This window comes from Micromonospora sp. NPDC047738 (assembly GCF_040642675.1).
Lineage (GTDB): Bacteria > Actinomycetota > Actinomycetes > Mycobacteriales > Micromonosporaceae > Micromonospora.
In genome coordinates this window covers 157,497-176,272 of the sequence record NZ_JBEYSO010000007.1, presented here as the reverse complement: position 1 = coordinate 176,272, position 18,776 = coordinate 157,497, and the positions used below count along the sequence as shown (strand labels likewise).

Genomic DNA, 18,776 nt, shown 5'->3' with positions numbered 1-18,776 from the left:
CCGTTGGTGTGATGAGATGTTGATGCAATTTGGCAGCAATCTGTCTGGCCGGAGTCACTGAAAGTAATGGAACACCCTCACCGCGTCGTCCTCCTCGCTGGACCCTCCGGCTCCGGAAAGTCGTACATAGCCGAGCGAACCGGACTTCCTGTGCTCTGCCTTGACGACTTTTACAAGGACGGCGATGACCCTACGTTGCCGCGCCGGAACGGGCAGGCCGACTGGGAGTCGCCCCTGTCCTGGGACGCGGATGCAGCGGTGGACACGATTGCCCGACTGGCCCGGGACGGCAAGGCCGAAGTGCCGGTTTATGCGATCGGCGCAGACCGTAAGGTGGCCACCCGGCCATTTGATCTCGCCGGATCGCCACTTTTCGTGGCCGAAGGGATCTTCGCCGCCGAGATCGTCGACGAGTGCCGGCGTCGCGGCCTGCTCGCCGGGGCGTACGCGCTGCGCCGGCCGCGGGGGGCGACCTTCGTCCGCCGACTCGCCCGCGACCTCTCCGAGCAGCGCAAGGCGCCCCGGGTGCTGATCCGGCGCGGGGTTGCGCTGCTCCGCGCGGAGCCCGCGGTGCTGCGCCGGCAGACCGGGCTGGGCGCCGAGGCGGCCCGGGCCGGCGAGGTGCTGCGCCGGGTGGCCGCGCTGCTCGCCGGCCACCCGCACCAGCATCCGTGATCAGCCGATCAGCTTGGCGTACGCCGGCTTGATCACCTCGTCGATGATCGTCAGCCGCTCGTCGAACGGGATGAAGGCACTCTTCATCGCGTTGATGGTGAACCACTGGAGTTCCTTCCAGCCGTAGCCGAAGGCCTCCACCAGCAGCGCCATCTCCCGGGACATCGAGGTGCCGCTCATCAACCGGTTGTCGGTGTTGACGGTCACCCGGAAGCGCAGGTCGCGCAGCAGCCCGATCGGGTGCTCGGCGATCGACGGCGCCGCCCCGGTCTGCACGTTCGACGACGGGCAGAGCTCCAGCGGGATCCGCTTGTCCCGGACGTACGCGGCCAGCCGGCCCAGCACCGGCGGCGACCCGGGGGTGATGTCGTCGACGATCCGGACGCCGTGCCCGAGCCGGTCGGCGCCGCACCACTGGATCGCCTGCCAGATCGACGGCAGCCCGAACGCCTCGCCGGCGTGGATGGTGAAGTGGAAGTTCTCCCGCTGGAGGTACTCGAAGGCGTCCAGGTGCCGGGTGGGCGGGAAGCCCGCCTCCGCGCCGGCGATGTCGAAGCCGACCACCCCGGTGTCCCGGTGCCGGACGGCCAGCTCGGCGATCTCCTCGGAGCGGGCGGCGTGCCGCATCGCGGTGAGCAGCGTGCCGATCCGGATCGGGGTGCCCGCCTCGGCGGCCAGGACGCTGCCCTCGACGAAGCCGGCCACCACGGCCTCGACCACCTCGTCCAGGGTCAGGTTCCGCTCCAGGTGCTGCTCGGGGGCGAACCGGACCTCCGCGTAGACCACCCCGTCGGAGGCCAGGTCCAGCGCGCACTCGCGGGCCACCCGGCGCAGTGCGGGCGCGGTCTGCATGACGCCCACGGTGTGCGCGAAGGTCTCCAGGTATCGCTCCAGCGAGCCCGAGTTGGCCGACTCGACGAACCAGCGGCCCAGCGCCTCCGGGTCGGTGGTGGGCAGCTCGTGGCCGACCTCGGCGGCCAGCTCGACGACCGTCGCCGGCCGCAGACCGCCGTCCAGGTGATCGTGCAGCAGCGCCTTCGGGACCTTGATGATGTCCTCGTACCGGATTGCGACCATGCACAGACCCTAGTCACCGACCGCGCGGCGCGGGACGGGGCCGGCTCAGGGCCGCCAGCCGTACACCCGCTCGACGGCGAGGCGGAGGACGAGGCGGCCGTCGGCGACCATCGCGGCCCGGTAGTCCGCCCAGTCCGGGTGCTCGCCCCGGATCCGCCGGTAGACCTCCACCAGCTCGTCGACCGTGGCGTCGTCGGTCGCCTCGGCCGGCGGGGTGACGGTCACGGTTCCCTCCGTGACCGCGTACGCCCCACCGTCGGGGGTGGTGACGTGGAAGCTGGCCCTCGGATCGCGCCGCAGGTTGCGTACCTTCGCCCGGTCGGCGGTGGTGGAGCAGCGGATCAGCCCCGGCTCGGCCAGGTAGTCCACGTTCGACAGCTGGGGCCGGCCGTCCCGGCGCAGGGTCACCAGCACCCCGCGCCCCCGCTCGCCGAACAGCTCCCAGAGTTTGGTTGACATGTCATCGACCGTAGGACGACTTCGGTGACATGTCAACCAGTCGGGTAGGATCGCCGTATGGACGAACCACGCTGGCTGGACGAGCGGGAGGACCGCGCCTGGCGCGGCTACCGCCGGATGCGCCGGCTGCTCGACCTGGCGCTGGCCCGCGAGCTGATGCAGGACGCGGGCCTCTCCGAGCCGGACTACGACGTCCTCTCCGACCTCTCCGAGGCGCCCGAGCAGCGGCTACGGCTCAGCGAGCTCGCCGACCGCATGCTCTGGTCCCGCAGCCGGCTCTCCCACCACCTGTCCCGGATGCAGCAGCGCGGCCTGGTCACCCGCGAGGAGTGCCCCTCCGACGGTCGCGGATCGATCGTCGCGCTGACCCCGGCCGGCCGGGCCGCCATCGCGGCCGCCGCGCCGGGCCACGTCGCCGCCGTCCGCCGGCACCTGATCGACCTGCTCACCCCGGAGGAGGTCACCGCGCTGGGCGCGCTCACCCAGCGGGTGGTCGACCGCCTCGCCGGGCGTCCGGCCGTCCCGGAGGCCTGACGTGGACCATCGCATCCTCGATCGGTTGCGCTGCCCGGTCTGCGCCGAACCGCTCGCGGAGACCACCGCCGGCACCACCCGGGCGCTGCGCTGCCCGCGCCGGCACAGCTTCGACCTCGCCCGCCAGGGGTACGTCAACCTGCTCGCCGGGCGCACGCCGCACTCCGGGGACAGCGCCGACATGGTCGCCGCCCGGGCCGACTTCCTCGCCGCCGGCCACTACGACACCGTCGCCGCCGCGCTCGCCGCAGCCGCCGCCGAGGTGGTCGACCGGGTCCGCGGCACCACGGACGCGGCGACGACGCGGGGTGACCGCCGCGCGGACGGCACCAGCGCGGCGGAGGCGCCGAGCCCGCTCGTGGTGGACGCCGGCGCGGGGACCGGCTGGTACCTCGCGGCGGTGCTGGCGGCGCTGCCCGACGCCGTCGGCCTGGCCCTGGACGTCGCCAAGCCGGCGCTGCGCCGCGCGGCCCGCGCCCATCCGCGCGCCGCCGCGGCGCTCGCCGACACCTGGCAGCGGCTCCCGCTCGCCGACGCCTCAGCCGCTGTGCTGCTCAACGTCTTCGCGCCGCGCAACGGCCCGGAGTTCCACCGGGTGCTGGACTCGGCCGGCGCGCTGCTGGTGGTCACCCCCGCCGAGGACCACCTGGCCGAACTGGTGGCCGCGCTGGACCTGCTCCGGGTCGACCCGGTCAAGGCCGACCGGGTGGCGGGCAGCCTCGGCAGCCACTTCGTCGAGGAGTCGGCGACCCTGCACCGGGCCCGACTGGCGCTCACCCGGCCCGAGGTGGCCACCCTGGTCGGGATGGGCCCCAGCGCCTGGCACACCGACCCGTCCCGGCTCGCCGAGCGCATCGCCGCGCTGCCCGAGCCGGTGCCGGTCACCCTCGCGGTCCGCCTCGGCGGATACCGGCCGCGCTGACCGTCTCCTAGGTGGAGAGGTCGACCTCTTCCCAGCCCGGCGGCTCGTCGTGGTACGGCCCGCGCAGCACCACCGCCCACTCCAGCGCCCACCGGCGCTGCCCGATGGCGTTCGCGTCGACCAGCCCGGGCAGCGCCCGCCCGGCCTGCTCCGTCTCCAGATACGCCCAGTCCAGGCAGTAGTGCAGGTCGAGCAGGGCGGCGGCGTCGGCCGGGTGCTGCGGGGCGGCCAGGATCCGGGCCCGCCACTGCGGAAAGGTCTCCCCGGCGACGATATTGGGCATCCGCTCCACCAACCGCTCGTCCACCGGCACCGTGGGGTCCAGCTCCTTGGCCAGTCCGAGCACCCAGGCCAGCGAGAAGAGCGCGTCGTGGTGCAGCACGAACGAGCGGTGGTCGCCCTTGCCACCCATCACGAACTGCCACTCCGGCGGAGTCACCAGGTCAACCAGGTGCGACTCCAGCAGCCAGCTCATGGCGGCCTGCGCCGGCATCCCGAAGCACCGGGCCAGGATCACGTGCAGGATCGCGATCCGAGCCTCGACCTCGGCGGTGGGGCGCAGCTCGATCTCGTCGCCCGGTTCCCACACCAGCGGGAACTGCGGCGGCGGCAACGGCAGGCCCAGCCGGGACAGCTCATCGAGGCTCGCCTCACGGACGGCCCGCGGGTCAGGGGCGGGTACGCGCACGGCTCAGGTCCCTGTCTGCTCGCATCGGCTCATCGCCGGTCGCTATCCCCCCTTGGCCAGGGAGGATAGCGGCTCGGCGGGCTCAGCACCACGGCCGGAGCCGGGCCGGACCCTCAGCCGATCCGGTCGATCACCAGCGGCGCCACGGCCGGCGCGGCCGGCGCGACGCGGACCGCCTGCTGCGCCTCGGCGAGCGCGGCCGGAATCCGCTCCGCGTGCTCGGCGCGCAGCTCGTAGAGGGGCTCGCCGACGCGTACCCGGTCGCCGGGGCGCCTGTGCAGCACCACGCCGGCCGGGATGCTCACCGGGTCCTCCTTGCGGGCCCGGCCGGCCCCGAGCCGCCAGGCGGCCACGCCGATCGCGTACGCGTCCACCTCGGCGACGTAGCCGTCCTCGGCGGCGCGGACCACCTCGACCTCGTTGGCCGTGGGCATCGGGGCTTCCGGGTCGCCGCCCTGTGCCCGGATCATCGTCCGCCAGGCGTCCATCGCCCGGCCGTCGCGCAGCGCCGCCGCCGGGTCGGCGTCCGGCAGGCCGGCCGCGTCGAGCATCTCCCGGGCCAGCGCCAGGGTCAGCTCGACCACGTCGGCCGGGCCGCCGCCGGCGAGCACCTCGATCGACTCGGTCACCTCGACCGCGTTGCCCACGGCCAGACCGAGCGGGGTGGACATGTCGGTGAGCAGGGCCACGGTTCGCACGCCGTGCGCCTTGCCCAGCTGCACCATGGTCCGGGCCAGTTCGCGGGCGTCGTCCACGTTCTTCATGAACGCGCCCGAGCCGACCTTCACGTCGAGCACCAGCGCACCGGTCCCCTCGGCGATCTTCTTGCTCATGATCGAGCTGGCGATCAAAGGGATCGCCTCCACGGTGCCGGTGACGTCGCGCAGCGCGTACAGCTTGCGGTCGGCCGGGGCCAGCCCGTCGCCGGCCGCGCAGATCACCGCGCCGACGTCGCGGAGCTGGGCGATGAACTCGTCGTTGCTCAGCGCGGCCCGCCAGCCGGGGATCGACTCCAGCTTGTCGAGCGTGCCGCCGGTGTGGCCGAGACCCCGGCCGCTCAGCTGCGGCACCGCCGCCCCGCAGGCGGCGACGAGCGGGGTCAGCGGCAGGGTGATCTTGTCGCCGACGCCGCCGGTGGAGTGCTTGTCCACGGTCGGCCGGGCCACGGTGGAGAGGTCCAGCCGCTCGCCGCTGGCGATCATCGCGGCGGTCCACCGCGCGATCTCCGGCCCGGTCATGCCGCGCAGCAGGATCGCCATGGCCAGCGCCGACATCTGCTCGTCGGCGACCAGCCCCTTGGTGTACGCGTCGACGACCCAGTCGATCTGCCCGTCGCTCAGCACACCCCCGTCCCGCTTGGTCCGGATGACATCAACCGCCGTAAAAGCACTCACCAGAAGTTCCAATCAGTCGTTGCGGAAGCATTCGGCGCACCGCGACCAGCCGAGGGATTGGGCCGACCGTGACCGGCGGAGGGATCAAGCCTGACCGCCCGGAGCCGGGCACGGTCGGCCCAATCCCACAAGCTCAGCCAACCCGGAGCCGGGCACCGTCGGCCCGATCCCCCCTAGCTCGACTCCCAGCGGACCGGGATCTCCAGAGGAGGCTCACCCTCACCGGCCCAGAAGATCGTGCCCGACGCGTCCACCACCACCACGCGCGGCGTCCGCGCCAGCCCCCAGGTGATCGCCTCCGCCGGCTCGTCCCAGGTCGGGCCCTCCTCCAGCACGCCGGTCTCGGCGCCCTCGGTGTCCCCGGCCGACCGCTCCCAGTACGCCGTCCAGACCTGCTGCCCGGCGGAGAGGTCCGGGTGCACGAAGACCGTGCCCCGCCCCCGCCAGGCGGCCAGCCGCTCCGGCACCACCGGCACCGGCGTCTCGCCGGTCACCGCCTCCAGGTCCTCGACGCCGAACGCGTGCGGCAGCAGCTCGGTCATCCGCAGCGGGCCGCCCTTCGCCTCGATCAGGCACTCCGGGCCGCCGTTCTCCCAGAGCAGCTGCCGGCACCGGCCGCACGGCATCAGCGGCTCGCCGGTGGCGTCGACGCAGGAGAGGGCGACGATCCGGCCGCCGCCGGTGGCGTGCAGCGAGGAGACCACGCCGCACTCGGCGCAGAGAACCACGCCGTAGGCGGCGTTCTCCACGTTGCAGCCGACCACCACCCGGCCGTCGTCGACCAGGGCCGCCGCTCCGACCGGGAACTTCGAGTACGGCACGTACGCGTGCCGCATCACCTCGGTGGCGGCGGCCCGCAGCCGCTCCCAGTCGATCTCCACGTGCTACCTCCGTCAGCCCTTGATGTACGGCTTGCCGTCCGCCGCCGGCGCCCGGACCCTGCCGACCAGGCCGGCCACGGCCAGGATCGTCGCCAGGTACGGCAGCATCGCTAGGAACTGGCTGGGGATGCTGCTGCCGATCGCGCCGAGGTAGGTGGCGAGCTGGTCGGCGAAGCCGAAGAAGAGCGCCGCGAGCAGCGCGCCGGTCGGGCTCCACCGGCCGAAGATCAGCGCGGCCAGGGCGATGAAGCCCTTACCACCGATCATGTTCTTGGTGAACGAGAAGAGCGCCAGGGTGTACGAGGCGCCACCCACGCCGGCCACCAGCCCCGCCATGATCACGTTGCGGTAGCGCAGCCGCAGCACCTTCACGCCCAGGGTATCGGCGGCGGTGGGGTGCTCGCCCACTGACCGGGTCCGCAGCCCCCACCGGGTACGGAACAGCGCGAAGTGGATGACCAACACCAGCAGCAGCCCGAGGTAGAGGAAGATGTTGCTCCGGAACAGCGCCGGACCGATCAGCGGGATGTCCCTGAGCAGCGGGATCTCCCAGGTGCCGAACCGGGGGGCGCTGTTGTACTTGGTCGCGTCGGTCTGCATCAGCCGCTCGTAGAGGAAGCCGGTGATGCCGACCGCGAGCAGGTTGAGCACGATGCCCATGACCACCTGGTCGACCAGGTAGCGGATGGCGAACACGGCGAGCAGCAGGGAGATGAACGCGCCGCCGATCGCGGCGGCCACCAGACCGACCCAGACGCTGCCGGAGATGCTGCCGAAGAGCGCGCCGGAGAAGGCCCCCATCAGCAGCTGGCCCTCGATCGCCACGTTGACCACGCCGGACCGCTCGCAGAGCACGCCGGCCAGCGCGCCGAAGATCAGCGGCAGCGCCAGGACGAAGGTGTTGCGGACGACGTTGACCAGCGGCATGAAGTTGCTCCCCGCGGGCGCCGCAGAGACCTGCCAGCAGAGAAAGCTGAGCACGAAACCGACCAGCCCGACGCCGAGCAGCAGGGTGAACCAGCGCTTCGGCACTCCGGCCAGCAGCGCGGCGCCGGCCGCGGCGGCGATCAGCCCGAACAGGATCGCGCCGACCGTACCGTTGATCTCCAGCGCCGCGCCGCCCTCGGTCTCGCTGAGCGTGAACCGGGCCTGCTGATCGGTGGCGAGCGCGCCGAAGAGCACCGCCGCGAGCAGACCCAGCACCAGCACCACCGCACCGGTCTTGCGGGTACGCGTCCAGAAACCCTCGTCGACCGCGGTGACGGCGACCTCGGGGACAGCCATGGTGGACATGCCTCACCAGCCCTTCGCGAGGCTCGTCTGCAGCCGGGCCGCGCGGGCCGCCCGGAGCTGGAAGATCGCCTTCACCAGGGCCGGCGCGGCGATGAAGATGACGATGAGCGCCTGGAGCACGGTGACCAGCTCCAGCGAGATCCCGGAGTACGACTGCATCCGGTTGCCGCCGGCCTGGAGCGCGCCGAAGAGCAGCGCGGCCATCAGCACACCCCACGGCTTCACCCGGCCCAGCAGCGCGACCAGGATGCCGTCGAAGCCGATCTGGGCGACCACCTGCGGGGTGAGCGCGTCCGCGGTAGAACCGAGCACCATGTTCGAGCCGCCGAGCCCGGCCAGCACGCCGGCGATCACCATGACCAGGACGAACGTCTTGGTGACGCTGATGCCTGCGGTGCGGGCGGCGTCCGGGTTGGCGCCGACCGCGCGCAGCTCGAAGCCGAGCGTCGAGCGGTTCAGCAGCCAGGCCACGAACCAGGTGGCCAGCACCGCGAGCAGGATGCCCGCGTGCACCCGCAGGTTGTCGCCGAGCAGCCGGGGCAGCTGGGCGGAGGCCTCGACCGGCTTGCTGATCGCGTCGGCCCGCCGCGGGTTCTGCACCCCGTTCTGGATGATGATCCAGGACAGGAAGTAGACCGCGACGTAGTTGAGCATGATCGTGTTGATCACCTCGTGGGCCCCGGTCCGCGCCTTGAGGATGCCCGGGATGAAGCCCCAGATCGCACCGCCGGCCGCACCGGCGATCAGCGCGACGAGCAGGTGCACCCCCGGCGGCAGCGGCAGCGCGAAGCCGGCCGCCGCGGCCAGGATGACGCCGATGGTCGCCTGCCCCTGGGCGCCGATGTTGAACAGGCCGCCCCGGAAGGCGAGCGCCACCGACAGGCCGGTGAAGACCAGGGGCGCGGTGTAGGTGAGCGTCTCCGAGATCGGGCTCAGCGCGGCGGTGAAGCCGGACGCCTCCGGGTCGAAGATCGCGCCCTTGAACAGGTTCGCGTACGCCTCGCTGACCACGGTCCAGCTGGAGTTGATCGCGTCCGAGGGCCGGGCGGTGATGTAGCCGTAGGTGGCCAGCACCGCCGGGTCGGAGACGATGATCAGCACCGCGCCGACCAGCATCGCCAGCAGCACCGCGAGCACCGTCACGGTGACCGTGTTCGCCGCCCAGAGGTTGTCCAGGAACAGCCGGCCCAGCGAGGGGCGGGGCTCGGCCGGGGGCTCCTTGGTGGCGGTGGCGGCCACCGCACGCTCGGAGTCGCCCGCCGGCGCGGTCGGGTTCGCCCGCGCCTCGCTCCGCGCCTCCTGCGCCTCGGTCGCCGGCTCCTTGTCCGGGGAGCCCGACACCGGGTTCGGGTTGCTCATGCCGCCACCTCGCTGCGCTCGGCGCCGGCATGAGGCACCACCGCGCTGTACTGATGATTCGCTCGCTGGCGCTCGCTCATGCCTCGTCCTCATTACCAGGGCCCTCGGGGGCCGGGGCGCCGGGCTCGCCGGGGGTGCCGTCGGTCGTGGCGGCGGTGTCCGGGGTGATGCCCGCCATCAGCAGGCCGATCTCCTCGCGCGGGGTGTCCGGGCTGACGACGCCGATGATCCGGCCGCGATACATCACCGCGATCCGGTCGGCCAGCCCGATCACCTCGTCCAGCTCGCTGGAGACCACCATGACGGCGGTGCCGATGTCCCGCTCGCGGATCACCCGGCTGTGGATGAACTCGATCGAGCCGACGTCCACGCCCCGGGTCGGCTGCGCGGCGATGAAGAGCTTCAGCGGCCGGGACAGCTCCCGGGCCACGATCACCTTCTGCTGGTTGCCGCCGGAGAGCGTGCCCACCGGCGCGTCCGCCGAGGAGGTACGGACGTCGAACTGCTCGATCCGCTCCTTGGCCGACTGCGCGATGGCGTCCGGCTTGAGCGACAGGCCCTTGCCGAAGGGCGGCCGGTCGTAGATGTCCAGCACCAGGTTCTCCGCGACGGAGAACTCCTTGACCAGTCCGTCGACGCTGCGGTCCTCCGGCACGTACCCGACGCCGGCGCGGAGCACCTTCTTGGTCGGCCAGCCGTGCACGGCCTCGCCGTCCAGGGTCACCGTGCCGGCGAGCACCGGCCGCAGGCCCATGACGGCCTCGATCAGCTCGGTCTGGCCGTTGCCCTGCACGCCCGCGATGCCGAGCACCTCACCGGCGTGCACGGTCAGGTCCACGCCGTCGACCGCGCGTACCTGCCGGTCGTCGTCCACCACCAGGCCGGCGACCTCGAGGATCGGCTTGCCCGGGGTGGCCGGCTTCTTGTCGACGGTCAGCCGGACGCTGCGGCCCACCATCAGCGCGGCCAACTCGTCCCGGCTGGCGCTCGGCGAGGCCGTGCCCACGGTCTTCCCGCGGCGGATCACTGTGATCCGGTCCGCGATCGCCTTGACCTCGCCCAGCTTGTGGGTGATGAAGACGATCGACTTGCCGGCGGCCTTGAGCGACCGCATGACCGCGAGCAGTTCCTCGGTCTCCTGCGGGGTGAGCACCGCGGTCGGCTCGTCGAGGATCAGCAGGTCGACCTCGCGGGTGAGGGCCTTGACGATCTCCACCCGCTGCTGGATGCCGACCGGCAGGTCCTCGATCACCGCGTCCGGGTCGACCCGCAGGTTGTACCGCTCGGAGACCTCGGCGACCTCGCGCCGGGCCCGCCGCCGGTCCAGGAAGCCGGTGAAGCCGCCCTTGACCTGCTCGGCGCCGAGCATGACGTTCTCCGCCACGGTGAAGACCGGCACCAGCATGAAGTGCTGGTGCACCATGCCGATGCCGGCGGCGATGGCGTCCGACGGGCCCTTCAGCTTCAGCGGCTGGCCGTCGACCAGGATCTCGCCCTCGTCGGGCTGGTAGAGCCCGTAGAGCACGTTCATCAGGGTCGACTTGCCGGCGCCGTTCTCGCCGAGCAGGGCGTGGATCTCTCCAGGCTCCACCGTCAGGTCGATGTGGTCGTTGGCGACCAGATCACCGAACCGTTTGGTGATGCCGCGCAGTTCGAGTCTCAGCGCAACCTCCTGGAGTGCGAGCGATGGTGCAGCGTAGCCGCTGCCGCGCCGGCCGCCTGACCGGGCCGGAGATGGTGCGGACCGGCCGCCCCGGCGGGCGCGGGAGATGTCCCCACGTGCGCCGAGGCGGCCGGATCGTCATGCGTGGTGCCCGCCGGCCTCCGCGGCCGATGATCCGCGGCGGCCGGCGAACGGGTCACTTGGTCGGCTGGGCCTTCGAGGTGACCGTGATGGTGCCGGCGGCGATGTCCGCCTTGATCTTGTCGACCTCGGCCTTCAGGTCCGCCGGGACCTTGCTGTCGAAGTCGTGGAACGGGGCGATCGACACGCCGTTGTTGGCCAGGGTGCCGACGAAGCCCGGCGTGGCCTGGAGCTTCTCGCCACCGGCGGCCTTGAGCACGGCGTCCTTGACGGCGTCCTGGATGTTCTTGACGACCGTGGTCACCAGCGCCGGGCAGTTCGGGGTGCTCTTGCAGCCGTCGGTGTCGACCCAGATGACCGAGTACTTGCCACCGGAGGCCTGGGCCGCGGCGGTGGTGCCGAGGCCGGCGCCGCCGGCGACCGGCATGATGATGTCCGCGCCCTGGGCGACCAGCGCGTCGGAGACCTTCTTGCCCTCGTCCTGCTTGGTGAAGTCGTTGGTGAAGGAGCCCTTCTGGGTCGCCTTGTCCCAACCGAGCACCTGGACGGTCTTGCTCTTGGTCTTGTTGAAGTACGCGACGCCGTCGGCGAAGCCGTCCATGAAGATGGTCACCGGCGGGATCGGCAGACCGCCGTAGGTGCCGACCTTGCCGGTCTTGCTCATGCCGGCCGCGAGGTAGCCGGCCTGGAAGGCGGCCTGCGCGGTGTCGAACTGCATCGGGTAGACGTTGGCCACACCCGGGTTCGAGTCGACGATGCCGAACTGCTGGTTCGGGTTCGCGGTCGCGGCCTTCTTGGTGGCGTCCGCCATCAGGCCACCGACGGCCAGGATGAAGTCGCACTTCTGGTTGACGAACCCGGTCAGGTTGACCTCGTAGTCCGCCTCGGCCTTCGACGCGACGTACTTGATGTCGATGTTGTCGTTGGCCTTCTTGGCCTCCTGGAGACCCGCCCAGGCGGAGGTGTTGAACGACTTGTCGTCGATGCCACCGACGTCCGTCACCATGCAGGCGCTGTACTTCTTGGCACCGCTACCGGCGCCGTTGTTGTCCTTGGGGGCCTCACCACACGCGGCGGCGCCCAGCACGAGGCCACCCGCCACGAAGGCGGAGGCGACGATCCGCATCCCACGCACAGAGCGCAAGACGTCTCCTTCCCATTGCACACCGCGTTGTGCGCGGTGGCAGCCCTTTCGCCGGCCTGCGGTGTGCCCGCCGGCGTCCCACGTTACGGACGGGAGCGTACGCCCGCGCCCACCCACCGGCCGACAATCGTGCACGACTGTTGGGCGTCCGTTACCCCGGTGTAACCGTTGGGTGGGGCAGATCACTTCCCGTGCCGACGGGCCTCCGGAGAGGCGTCACGAACGTCCGTTTTCCGGTGGCGTTCGCACTGTTGACGGGCTACCGCCAGAAGACCGCCACTGCCGCGTTGACCAGCGTCAACCCGATGATGGCGAGGAAGTGGCCACGGTTGACCGACTCCCGTTTGCGGGAGAAGAAGACCATGACGAAGATCAGCAGCGCGAGCACCAACTTGGTAACAAGTTTGGCGGGCGCCGGCTCGTGCCCGTCACGCAGCGGTGCGGACAGACCGATTCCGGTCAGCACCTGGATCACCGAGCCCCAGAGCATGGCCGCGTTGATCCGCAGCCGGCCGCTGACGTACTGGGCGATCGAGCCGCCGAGCAGCATCGCGAACCCGATCAGATGGACGTAGAGAAGTACCAGCCGAAGAGCTTCCACGCCGACCATCCTGCCCCAGCAACGACGGCTTGTAGTAGTCGGCCCCGGCAGCTGCCGTCATACCGTGACCTTGGTCGGCCGCACTCCCGGCGCCGCGCTGCGCCCGTCGGCTCCGGCCCGTCGGCGACTGACCAGGACCAGACCGATACCGACCACCGCGTACCCGGCCAGCACGGCAAGGGGCCGGGTGCCGCCCGCGCCGTCGAAGAACGCCGCCGCCCGCAGCAGCGTGCCGCCGGCTCCGACCGGCAGGTACTGCCCGACGGCTCCCCACGGCTGGGGTAGCAGCTCCGGCGCCGCGCTGACCGCGGAGAGCGGGTTCCCGACCAGGAAGACCAGCAGCGCGCCGAGCCCGATGCCGGGACCGCCCAGCGTCGCCCCGAGTCCGGCCACGGTGCCGGCCGCGGCCAGCGCGAACAGCCCGATCGCGCCCGCCTCGCGCCACAGGTCCCCGGCCAGAATGCCGAGCCAGCCGTGCAGCACCGCCGCCCCGGCCAGGCCGGCGAGGACGGCGTAGGACACCAGCCCCAGCAGCCGGGCGCCCCGGCGGGTCACCAGGAAGATCAGCAGTGCGCCGGCCAGCATGCTGGTCAACGCGAACGGCAGGAACCCGGCGGCGAACCCGGCGCCGCGCGGGTCGTCCGGGTCGGCCGGGACGACCTGCTCCACCGGCACCGGCCGGCCGCCGGAGAGCTGCGCGGCGGCCTCGGTGAGCAGCGCGGCCACCGTCGGGCTCGCCGCGGGGGCGGTGTGCAGCGCGATCCCGTCCGGACCGGCGACGAAGGCGGCGTACACCTCGCGGTCGCGGAGCGCCCGGTCGGCCGCTGCCGCGTCCGGCAGGGTGGTCACCTCGAACGCGCCGGGCCGGGCGGTGGCCAGCTGGGCGGCGAGTGCGCTGGTCGCGGGCGCCGGCCCGGCGACGGCGACCGGCAGGTCACGGGGGGCGAGATGCGCCGCCGGAGCGGCGAAGAGTGGTACGAGCAGCGCCTGGGCCGCCACCGCGAGGGCAGCCAGCAGGACGGCGAACAGCCAGGGCGAGCGGACCCGGGACGGGTGAGCGGACATCTCCGCCTCCTAAAACGAACGTTCATTCTCTTAGGTTGAGGATGCGCCTCGGTCGACCTCCGGTCAAGAACGAACGTTCGCTTTACACTGTCGGTCGTGCCACGCGTATCGGACGAACACCTCGCGGCCCGCCGCCAGCAGATCCTCGACGCGGCCCGAAGGTGCTTCCTGCGCGACGGCTTCCACAACACCTCGATGCAGGACGTGATCCGTGAGGCCGGGCTGTCGGTCGGGGCGGTCTACCGCTACTTCCCCAGCAAGTACGACCTGGTCACCGCGATCGCCCAGTCCGTGATCGGCGGGGCGGACCAGGTCTTCGCCGAGCTGGCCCGCCACGAGCCGCCGCTGCCGCTGACCGAGGCGCTGGCCCGGGCCCTCACCTACGTCGACTCGCAGACCGGCCCGGACGGTGTGCTGCGGCTGGCCATCCAGGTCTGGAGCGAGGCGCAGCGGGACCCGGCGCTGGCCGACTTCGTCCGGGCGACGTACCGCGGTTTCCGGAACCACTTCGTGGCGATCGCCCGGCGGGCGCGCGAGACCGGCGAACTGCCGGCGGACGCCGACCCGGAGGCGGCCGGGGCGGCCCTGTTCGGCCTGGTCCCCGGCTACTTCATGCAGCGCATCCTGACCGGCTCCCCGGACCGGGCGGCGTTCCTGGCCGGGTTCCGGGCCCTGCTCGGAGAAAGCGCCCTGCATGGGGAGAGGGGAGAGCCCCGTCGCGACGCATAGCGCCGGAAGGGGCTCCCCTCTCACCCGTCTGCCCAGGTCAGCCCGGCGCGGCCGTCGCCACCGTGCCCACCGCGACCCGAGCGTGCGCCTCGGCCGGCATCGGCTGCCGCACCTCGACCTGGACGTCGTACTCCCCGGCCATCGGGACCTGCCCCACCGCCTGGTAGACGCCCGGTCGGCCGCCCACCTCCGCCATGATGATCGGCCCCTTCCGGTGGGACCTCGGCATGGCGATCATGTCGAGGTACGCCATCACCTGCCCCTTCGTGATCGGGTTGTACGACCCCGGCGCGCTCACCGTCGCCTCAATGTGCACCTGGAGATCGCCGAGGTTGCGGGCGCTCACGCCGACGTTCGCCCGGGGCTGGGCGGTCGCGGCGGACGGCGCGGGGCCGCCCACCGGCCGCCCGCCGCCCGCCCGGCCGGTGGCCGAGGGGTCCGGCCGGGTGACCACGAACGCGGTCACCCCGAGCACCAGCGCGAACGTGGTCCCCAGGCAGAACCCCAGCAGCAGGCCCTGCCGGTAGGACGAGGGACTATCCCGCCGACCTGGCCGGGCCGCTCCGCGTCGGCGGGCCGGTCGCCCGAGCATCTCGTCCGGGAGCCGGAGCCGGGGGCCTTTCACCCGTCCCGCCTCCGCCCGGACCTGCCGCTGCCGCGGCCCGGCAACGACCACACCTGGTCGGCCCTTCCGGCCCCGGCCCGCCCGACGGCGCCGACCGGATGGTCGGGCAGTTGGATCAGCCCGGACTGGACCGTGCCGTGCACCCGGAAGATCCCCCACTGGCCGCCGGTCAGGTGGCGGGCCAGGTTGTTGGAGCGGTAGAGGTAGTCACCCGGCACCGCCCGCCGGCCGCCGGCCCCGCCGGTCACCGCCGGGTCGAGGTGGACGTTGTAGACCACCCCGGGGTTGAACTGCCCCTGCGTCGCCGCGATCTGGGACTGCGGGTCGCCCGGCGTGCGCCGCCACGTGTGGCCGTGCAGCGCGAAGCTGGTCGACCGCGGATCGCCCACCGCCTGGGCCACGCGGAAGACCGTCTTGTCCCCCGCGTACGCGTGGAACAGCGGGGTGGCCGGGTCGCCGTGGACGGTGGAGCTGAAGATGTTGGTGATGTTCTGGTTGTTGGCGTACCGCGGGGCCCACGGCTCGTTGCGGTAGTTGACCGAGAACTCTCCCTGGTCCTCGGGGTCGTCGGCGACCCGGCCGGGGTTCCGGGTCAGGTCGAAGTTGTCCGGCACCGGGGTGCCGTCTGCCTTGAACAGCGCCAGGTCGCTGTTGAGCAGGACGATGTTTTCCCGAAAGTCCGGCTGGGTCGGGTGGGTGATGACCGCCTGGGTGCCGCTGGTCAGCGGCGCCCCGGTGGCCGGGTCGAGGTACGACGAGCCCGCCGGCTCGATGGCGAGCGCGCCGTACAGGCCGTGATGCAGGTGGTTCTGCACGTCGGCGCGGTCCTGGAGCAGCGCCAGCCCGGTCACCGTCGGCGGGATGTACCACCGGTAGAGGATCTGGCCGCCCGGGGCGACGGTGCCGTCCCGAGCGGTGGTGCCCCACGTCGAGACGCGGCCGATCACGTTCGCCCCCAGTGATTTCGCCGTGTGGGTGACCAGCGTCGGGCGCATGGAGACCCGCGCGCTGACCGGGAACGGCTGGAAGCCCGGCACATTGGCCTCGTTCTTCGGCGGCTGGTCGATACAGGCCGGGTAGCTCAGCTCTCCCGGCTTGAAGCCGAGTTGGCCCGGCTCGATGGCCTCGTGGCAGTGCGGCTTCATCTTCGCCGGGTCGAGCCGGTTCTTCAGGGTCACCTCGACGCAGTCGCCCGCGTTGGCCCGGATCACCAGTGGTTCGTTCTTCACCGTGCCGTTGGCCCAGTCCTGCTCGAGGGCGTACATCAGGCCGTTGGGGTCGTGGTCCCCGCTGGTGTTGTACGGGATGTCCTTGTTGATGGCGACGATGCTGAACTGCTTCTTCGGCGGGTCCGGCAGCGGGTTGCCGTTGTCGTCCGTCAGCAGACAGGGGTTTCCCGGGTCGGCGGGATCGTTTCCCTCCGGGAACTCGCACCGCCCGAGGCCGGGCCAGGGATTGTCCGGCAGGTAGGTCAGGTAATCCGGGGCCTCGGCGCCCATGTCGTTGCAGGACCTGACCTCGAAGATTCCCCAGGCGCCGAGGAACCAGTCGTCCGCCCCGCCGTAGTGGTACTGGTAGTACCGGCTCATCCCCTGGTACTCCCCGCCACCGTGGGCGATATCCGGCCGGACCCGCAGGTCGATGTACTCCAGCATGCCGATGTGCTGGCCCTGGACGACCTCGGATTCCGGGTCGTTCGGCTCGAACTTCCACGAGAAGCCGTCCAGGTTGAAGCCGTGCGACTCCTCCTGCGACAGCTGGAAAAGTCTGATCTTGACCCGGTCGTTGTCGTACGCCATGAAGTACGGGGTGTACGGCAGGCCGTGTGTCCCGGAGTCGAACAGTTCGGATGGGTCGGCCCCGCGTCTGCCCTCGAACGGTTCGAGCCGGTAATTGACGCCCATTACACCCTGGTCGTCGATGCTGGACGGGAACTTTGCCGGGAAGATCGGCACCCCGTCGGGCGTGACGAACTGATCGTCGTTGCTGGTGTTCGGGTTCGGCGGTTGGAACATCGGCACGCGGTCCTCGATGAAGAGGGACACGTTGCGGTAGTCCTCGCCGTCGGTCTGCTTGCCCCGGTAGTCGATGGTGGATTCGCACACCACGTTGACGAACGTGCCGACCTGCACCGGCGCCGCGGTCCGCGCGTCCTGGAACGTGCACCCGGCGGGGTGGATGGTCGCGCCGCCGAACAGGCCGTTGTCCTGGTGGACGTTGGCGAAGAAGTGGTCGTGGAAGCTGTTGGTGGCGGTGTCCTCGTGGACGAAGTCCCGGTAGGTGATCGTCTGGCCGAAGTCGGCGCCCTGGTCGTAGTTCCAGCCGTTCGCCGCGCCGTCGGAGGAGAGCACGTCGAACTGCACCATGTGCTGATGCAGGCCGACCTCGTTGGTCTCCTGGGCCCGGTCGAAGACGTTTCCGCCGAACTGCACGGGTAGTCGGTTGGTCAGCTTGTAGACCACGCAGTCACCGACGTTGAGCAGTGGGGCGAACGGCTCCGGTTTCTGGCCGCCTTCGATTGCCGCCCGTTGGGACTCCAGGACGTACACCCGGCTCTGCGGATTTCGCCAGTTCAGCTCCGGGTTGTACTGCTGGTTAATCTGGATGGCGGAGACGTCGAACGTCTTGGTGGGTCGACCCGTCGGGCACGGATCCTGGAAGAACCCGCCGGCCTTCTGCGCGCCCGGGTCGGCCGCCGCCTTTTCCAGGTCGGTCGGCGGGAAGACCCCGGTCGTGGAGCGCTCCGGCACGCCGAGCGGCGGCTTGGGCGCCTTGAAGCCGAACTTCCCGGGAACGAACAGCGGGAAGCCGGGGGTGCTGGCCGTCGGGCTCGGCGGCGGGTTCACGCCGGAGGTCTCGGTCTGGTAGTCGAAGTCCGGCAGCGGGTAGAGCGCCGGGATCGGCGTGCCGTCCGGGTTGTGCCGGCTGCCGTCCTCCCGCTTGTCCAGCGTGCGGTTCAGCGCCCACATGCCCGTGGCGAAGTGGCCGTAGAGGTGGCAGTGGAAGATGATGTCGCCGAAGGTCGCCTTCTTGTCCAGGTGCGCGGAGCCCGCCCCACCCTGGGCGATCAGGCTGTAGTGGGACCCGGGTGACACGGCCTGCACGTCGAGGATGTTCGTCTTCTCCGTACGGTGGTGCGGGTTGCTGACCGCCGCGAGCCCGCCCTCGTCCTTCGGGTCGAACGGCCACCGGTTGACATGCCAGTGGAAGGTGTGGGTCTCGAACTCGGCCGGGTGCAGCAGCCGGATCTGCATCGGCTCGCCCCGGTAGTTGCTGAAGACCAGGTCGCCGCCGCCCGGGTCTCCGTACGCCCAGGAGGACAGGGCCGTCTCCTCGCCGATGCAGTGCGCGGCGTCGTAGCCCTGGCCGGCCCGGGTGGCAGCGGGGCAGCCGACCTCCTCACGGTTGAAGCCCGGCTCGGCCCGGTAGTTGAACGCGAACCACTCCAGCTTCACCGGAATCTCGCCCTGCACCAGAGCGTCCGCGTCGCCGCCGCCGAGGCCGGGTAGGGTGCCCTTGGTCAGCT

General features: G+C 71.6%; 17 protein-coding genes. 4 read left to right on the top strand and 13 right to left on the bottom strand.

What is annotated here, in order from left to right; genetic code table 11:
• Positions 1-258: 258 nt before the first annotated feature.
• Positions 259-675: a hypothetical protein gene (locus tag ABZ783_RS14345; protein WP_357437568.1), complete on the top strand. Its 417-nt coding sequence runs from the start codon at positions 259-261 to the stop codon at positions 673-675.
• On the opposite strand, the gene ABZ783_RS14340 is transcribed toward ABZ783_RS14345, so the two are convergent.
• Both ABZ783_RS14340 and ABZ783_RS14335 read right to left on the bottom strand, forming a co-directional pair.
• Entirely contained in the window at positions 676-1,752 is a 1,077-nt protein-coding gene (locus tag ABZ783_RS14340) for an adenosine deaminase (protein ID WP_357437564.1), read from the bottom strand.
• Between the two features lie 45 nt (positions 1,753-1,797).
• A complete protein-coding gene (locus tag ABZ783_RS14335) occupies positions 1,798-2,211 on the bottom strand; it encodes a PPOX class F420-dependent oxidoreductase (RefSeq protein ID WP_357437562.1) in 414 nt (137 codons plus the stop codon).
• Positions 2,212-2,268: 57 nt separating this feature from the next.
• On the opposite strand from ABZ783_RS14335, the gene ABZ783_RS14330 reads away from it, so the two are divergent.
• Together ABZ783_RS14330 and ABZ783_RS14325 are read left to right on the top strand one after the other, a co-directional pair.
• Positions 2,269-2,745, top strand: a complete 477-nt coding sequence (locus ABZ783_RS14330; RefSeq protein ID WP_357437560.1) for a MarR family transcriptional regulator — start codon at positions 2,269-2,271, stop codon at positions 2,743-2,745.
• 1 nt (position 2,746) lies between these two features.
• Positions 2,747-3,667, top strand: a complete 921-nt coding sequence (locus tag ABZ783_RS14325; RefSeq protein ID WP_357437557.1) for a putative RNA methyltransferase — start codon at positions 2,747-2,749, stop codon at positions 3,665-3,667.
• Positions 3,668-3,674: 7 nt separating this feature from the next.
• Here ABZ783_RS14325 and ABZ783_RS14320 read toward each other — a convergent pair whose 3' ends face one another.
• From ABZ783_RS14320 to ABZ783_RS14280, 9 genes are all read right to left on the bottom strand, one after another.
• Entirely contained in the window at positions 3,675-4,355 is a 681-nt protein-coding gene (locus ABZ783_RS14320) for a DUF4272 domain-containing protein (protein WP_357437555.1), read from the bottom strand.
• Positions 4,356-4,468: 113 nt separating this feature from the next.
• Positions 4,469-5,749: a thymidine phosphorylase gene (locus ABZ783_RS14315; RefSeq protein WP_357437552.1), complete on the bottom strand. Its 1,281-nt coding sequence runs from the start codon at positions 5,747-5,749 to the stop codon at positions 4,469-4,471.
• A 173-nt stretch (positions 5,750-5,922) separates the two neighbouring features.
• Positions 5,923-6,630 carry a cytidine deaminase gene (locus tag ABZ783_RS14310; RefSeq protein ID WP_357437549.1) on the bottom strand — a complete coding sequence of 236 codons (708 nt, stop codon included), beginning with the start codon at positions 6,628-6,630 and terminating at the stop codon, positions 5,923-5,925.
• A gap of 12 nt (positions 6,631-6,642) precedes the next feature.
• Positions 6,643-7,923, bottom strand: a complete 1,281-nt coding sequence (locus ABZ783_RS14305; protein WP_357437546.1) for an ABC transporter permease — start codon at positions 7,921-7,923, stop codon at positions 6,643-6,645.
• Positions 7,924-7,926: 3 nt separating this feature from the next.
• Positions 7,927-9,282, bottom strand: a complete 1,356-nt coding sequence (locus ABZ783_RS14300; protein WP_073839935.1) for an ABC transporter permease — start codon at positions 9,280-9,282, stop codon at positions 7,927-7,929.
• A 76-nt stretch (positions 9,283-9,358) separates the two neighbouring features.
• A complete protein-coding gene (locus ABZ783_RS14295; RefSeq protein ID WP_357437895.1) occupies positions 9,359-10,885 on the bottom strand; it encodes an ABC transporter ATP-binding protein in 1,527 nt (508 codons plus the stop codon).
• Between the two features lie 256 nt (positions 10,886-11,141).
• Positions 11,142-12,212, bottom strand: coding sequence for a BMP family ABC transporter substrate-binding protein (locus ABZ783_RS14290; protein WP_357437893.1), 1,071 nt, complete (start codon positions 12,210-12,212; stop codon positions 11,142-11,144).
• A 277-nt stretch (positions 12,213-12,489) separates the two neighbouring features.
• Positions 12,490-12,831 carry a hypothetical protein gene (locus ABZ783_RS14285; protein WP_073839938.1) on the bottom strand — a complete coding sequence of 114 codons (342 nt, stop codon included), beginning with the start codon at positions 12,829-12,831 and terminating at the stop codon, positions 12,490-12,492.
• Positions 12,832-12,888: 57 nt separating this feature from the next.
• On the bottom strand, positions 12,889-13,896 hold the full coding sequence (locus tag ABZ783_RS14280; protein WP_357437543.1) for a hypothetical protein: 1,008 nt from the start codon (positions 13,894-13,896) through the stop codon (positions 12,889-12,891).
• Between the two features lie 96 nt (positions 13,897-13,992).
• Between ABZ783_RS14280 and ABZ783_RS14275 the strand changes: the two genes are divergently transcribed.
• Positions 13,993-14,625, top strand: a complete 633-nt coding sequence (locus ABZ783_RS14275) for a TetR/AcrR family transcriptional regulator (protein WP_357437541.1) — start codon at positions 13,993-13,995, stop codon at positions 14,623-14,625.
• A 37-nt stretch (positions 14,626-14,662) separates the two neighbouring features.
• On the opposite strand, the gene ABZ783_RS14270 is transcribed toward ABZ783_RS14275, so the two are convergent.
• On the bottom strand, positions 14,663-15,250 hold the full coding sequence (locus tag ABZ783_RS14270) for a hypothetical protein (RefSeq protein ID WP_357437538.1): 588 nt from the start codon (positions 15,248-15,250) through the stop codon (positions 14,663-14,665).
• Positions 15,247-18,723, bottom strand: a complete 3,477-nt coding sequence (locus tag ABZ783_RS14265) for a hypothetical protein (protein WP_357437536.1) — start codon at positions 18,721-18,723, stop codon at positions 15,247-15,249. The genes ABZ783_RS14270 and ABZ783_RS14265 overlap by 4 nt, the downstream gene beginning before the upstream one ends.
• Positions 18,724-18,776 lie beyond the last annotated feature (53 nt).

Excerpts from the sequence above, each read along its gene's own strand:
- ABZ783_RS14340 (WP_357437564.1), bottom strand. The coding sequence starts at position 1,752 with ATGGTCGCAATCCGGTACGAGGACATCATCAAGGTCCCGAAGGCGCTG.
- ABZ783_RS14335 (WP_357437562.1), bottom strand. The coding sequence starts at position 2,211 with ATGTCAACCAAACTCTGGGAGCTGTTCGGCGAGCGGGGGCGCGGGGTG.
- ABZ783_RS14330 (WP_357437560.1), top strand. The coding sequence starts at position 2,269 with ATGGACGAACCACGCTGGCTGGACGAGCGGGAGGACCGCGCCTGGCGC.
- ABZ783_RS14305 (WP_357437546.1), bottom strand. The coding sequence starts at position 7,923 with ATGTCCACCATGGCTGTCCCCGAGGTCGCCGTCACCGCGGTCGACGAG.
- ABZ783_RS14300 (WP_073839935.1), bottom strand. The coding sequence starts at position 9,282 with ATGAGCAACCCGAACCCGGTGTCGGGCTCCCCGGACAAGGAGCCGGCG.
- ABZ783_RS14290 (WP_357437893.1), bottom strand. The coding sequence starts at position 12,212 with ATGCGGATCGTCGCCTCCGCCTTCGTGGCGGGTGGCCTCGTGCTGGGC.
- ABZ783_RS14280 (WP_357437543.1), bottom strand. The coding sequence starts at position 13,896 with ATGTCCGCTCACCCGTCCCGGGTCCGCTCGCCCTGGCTGTTCGCCGTC.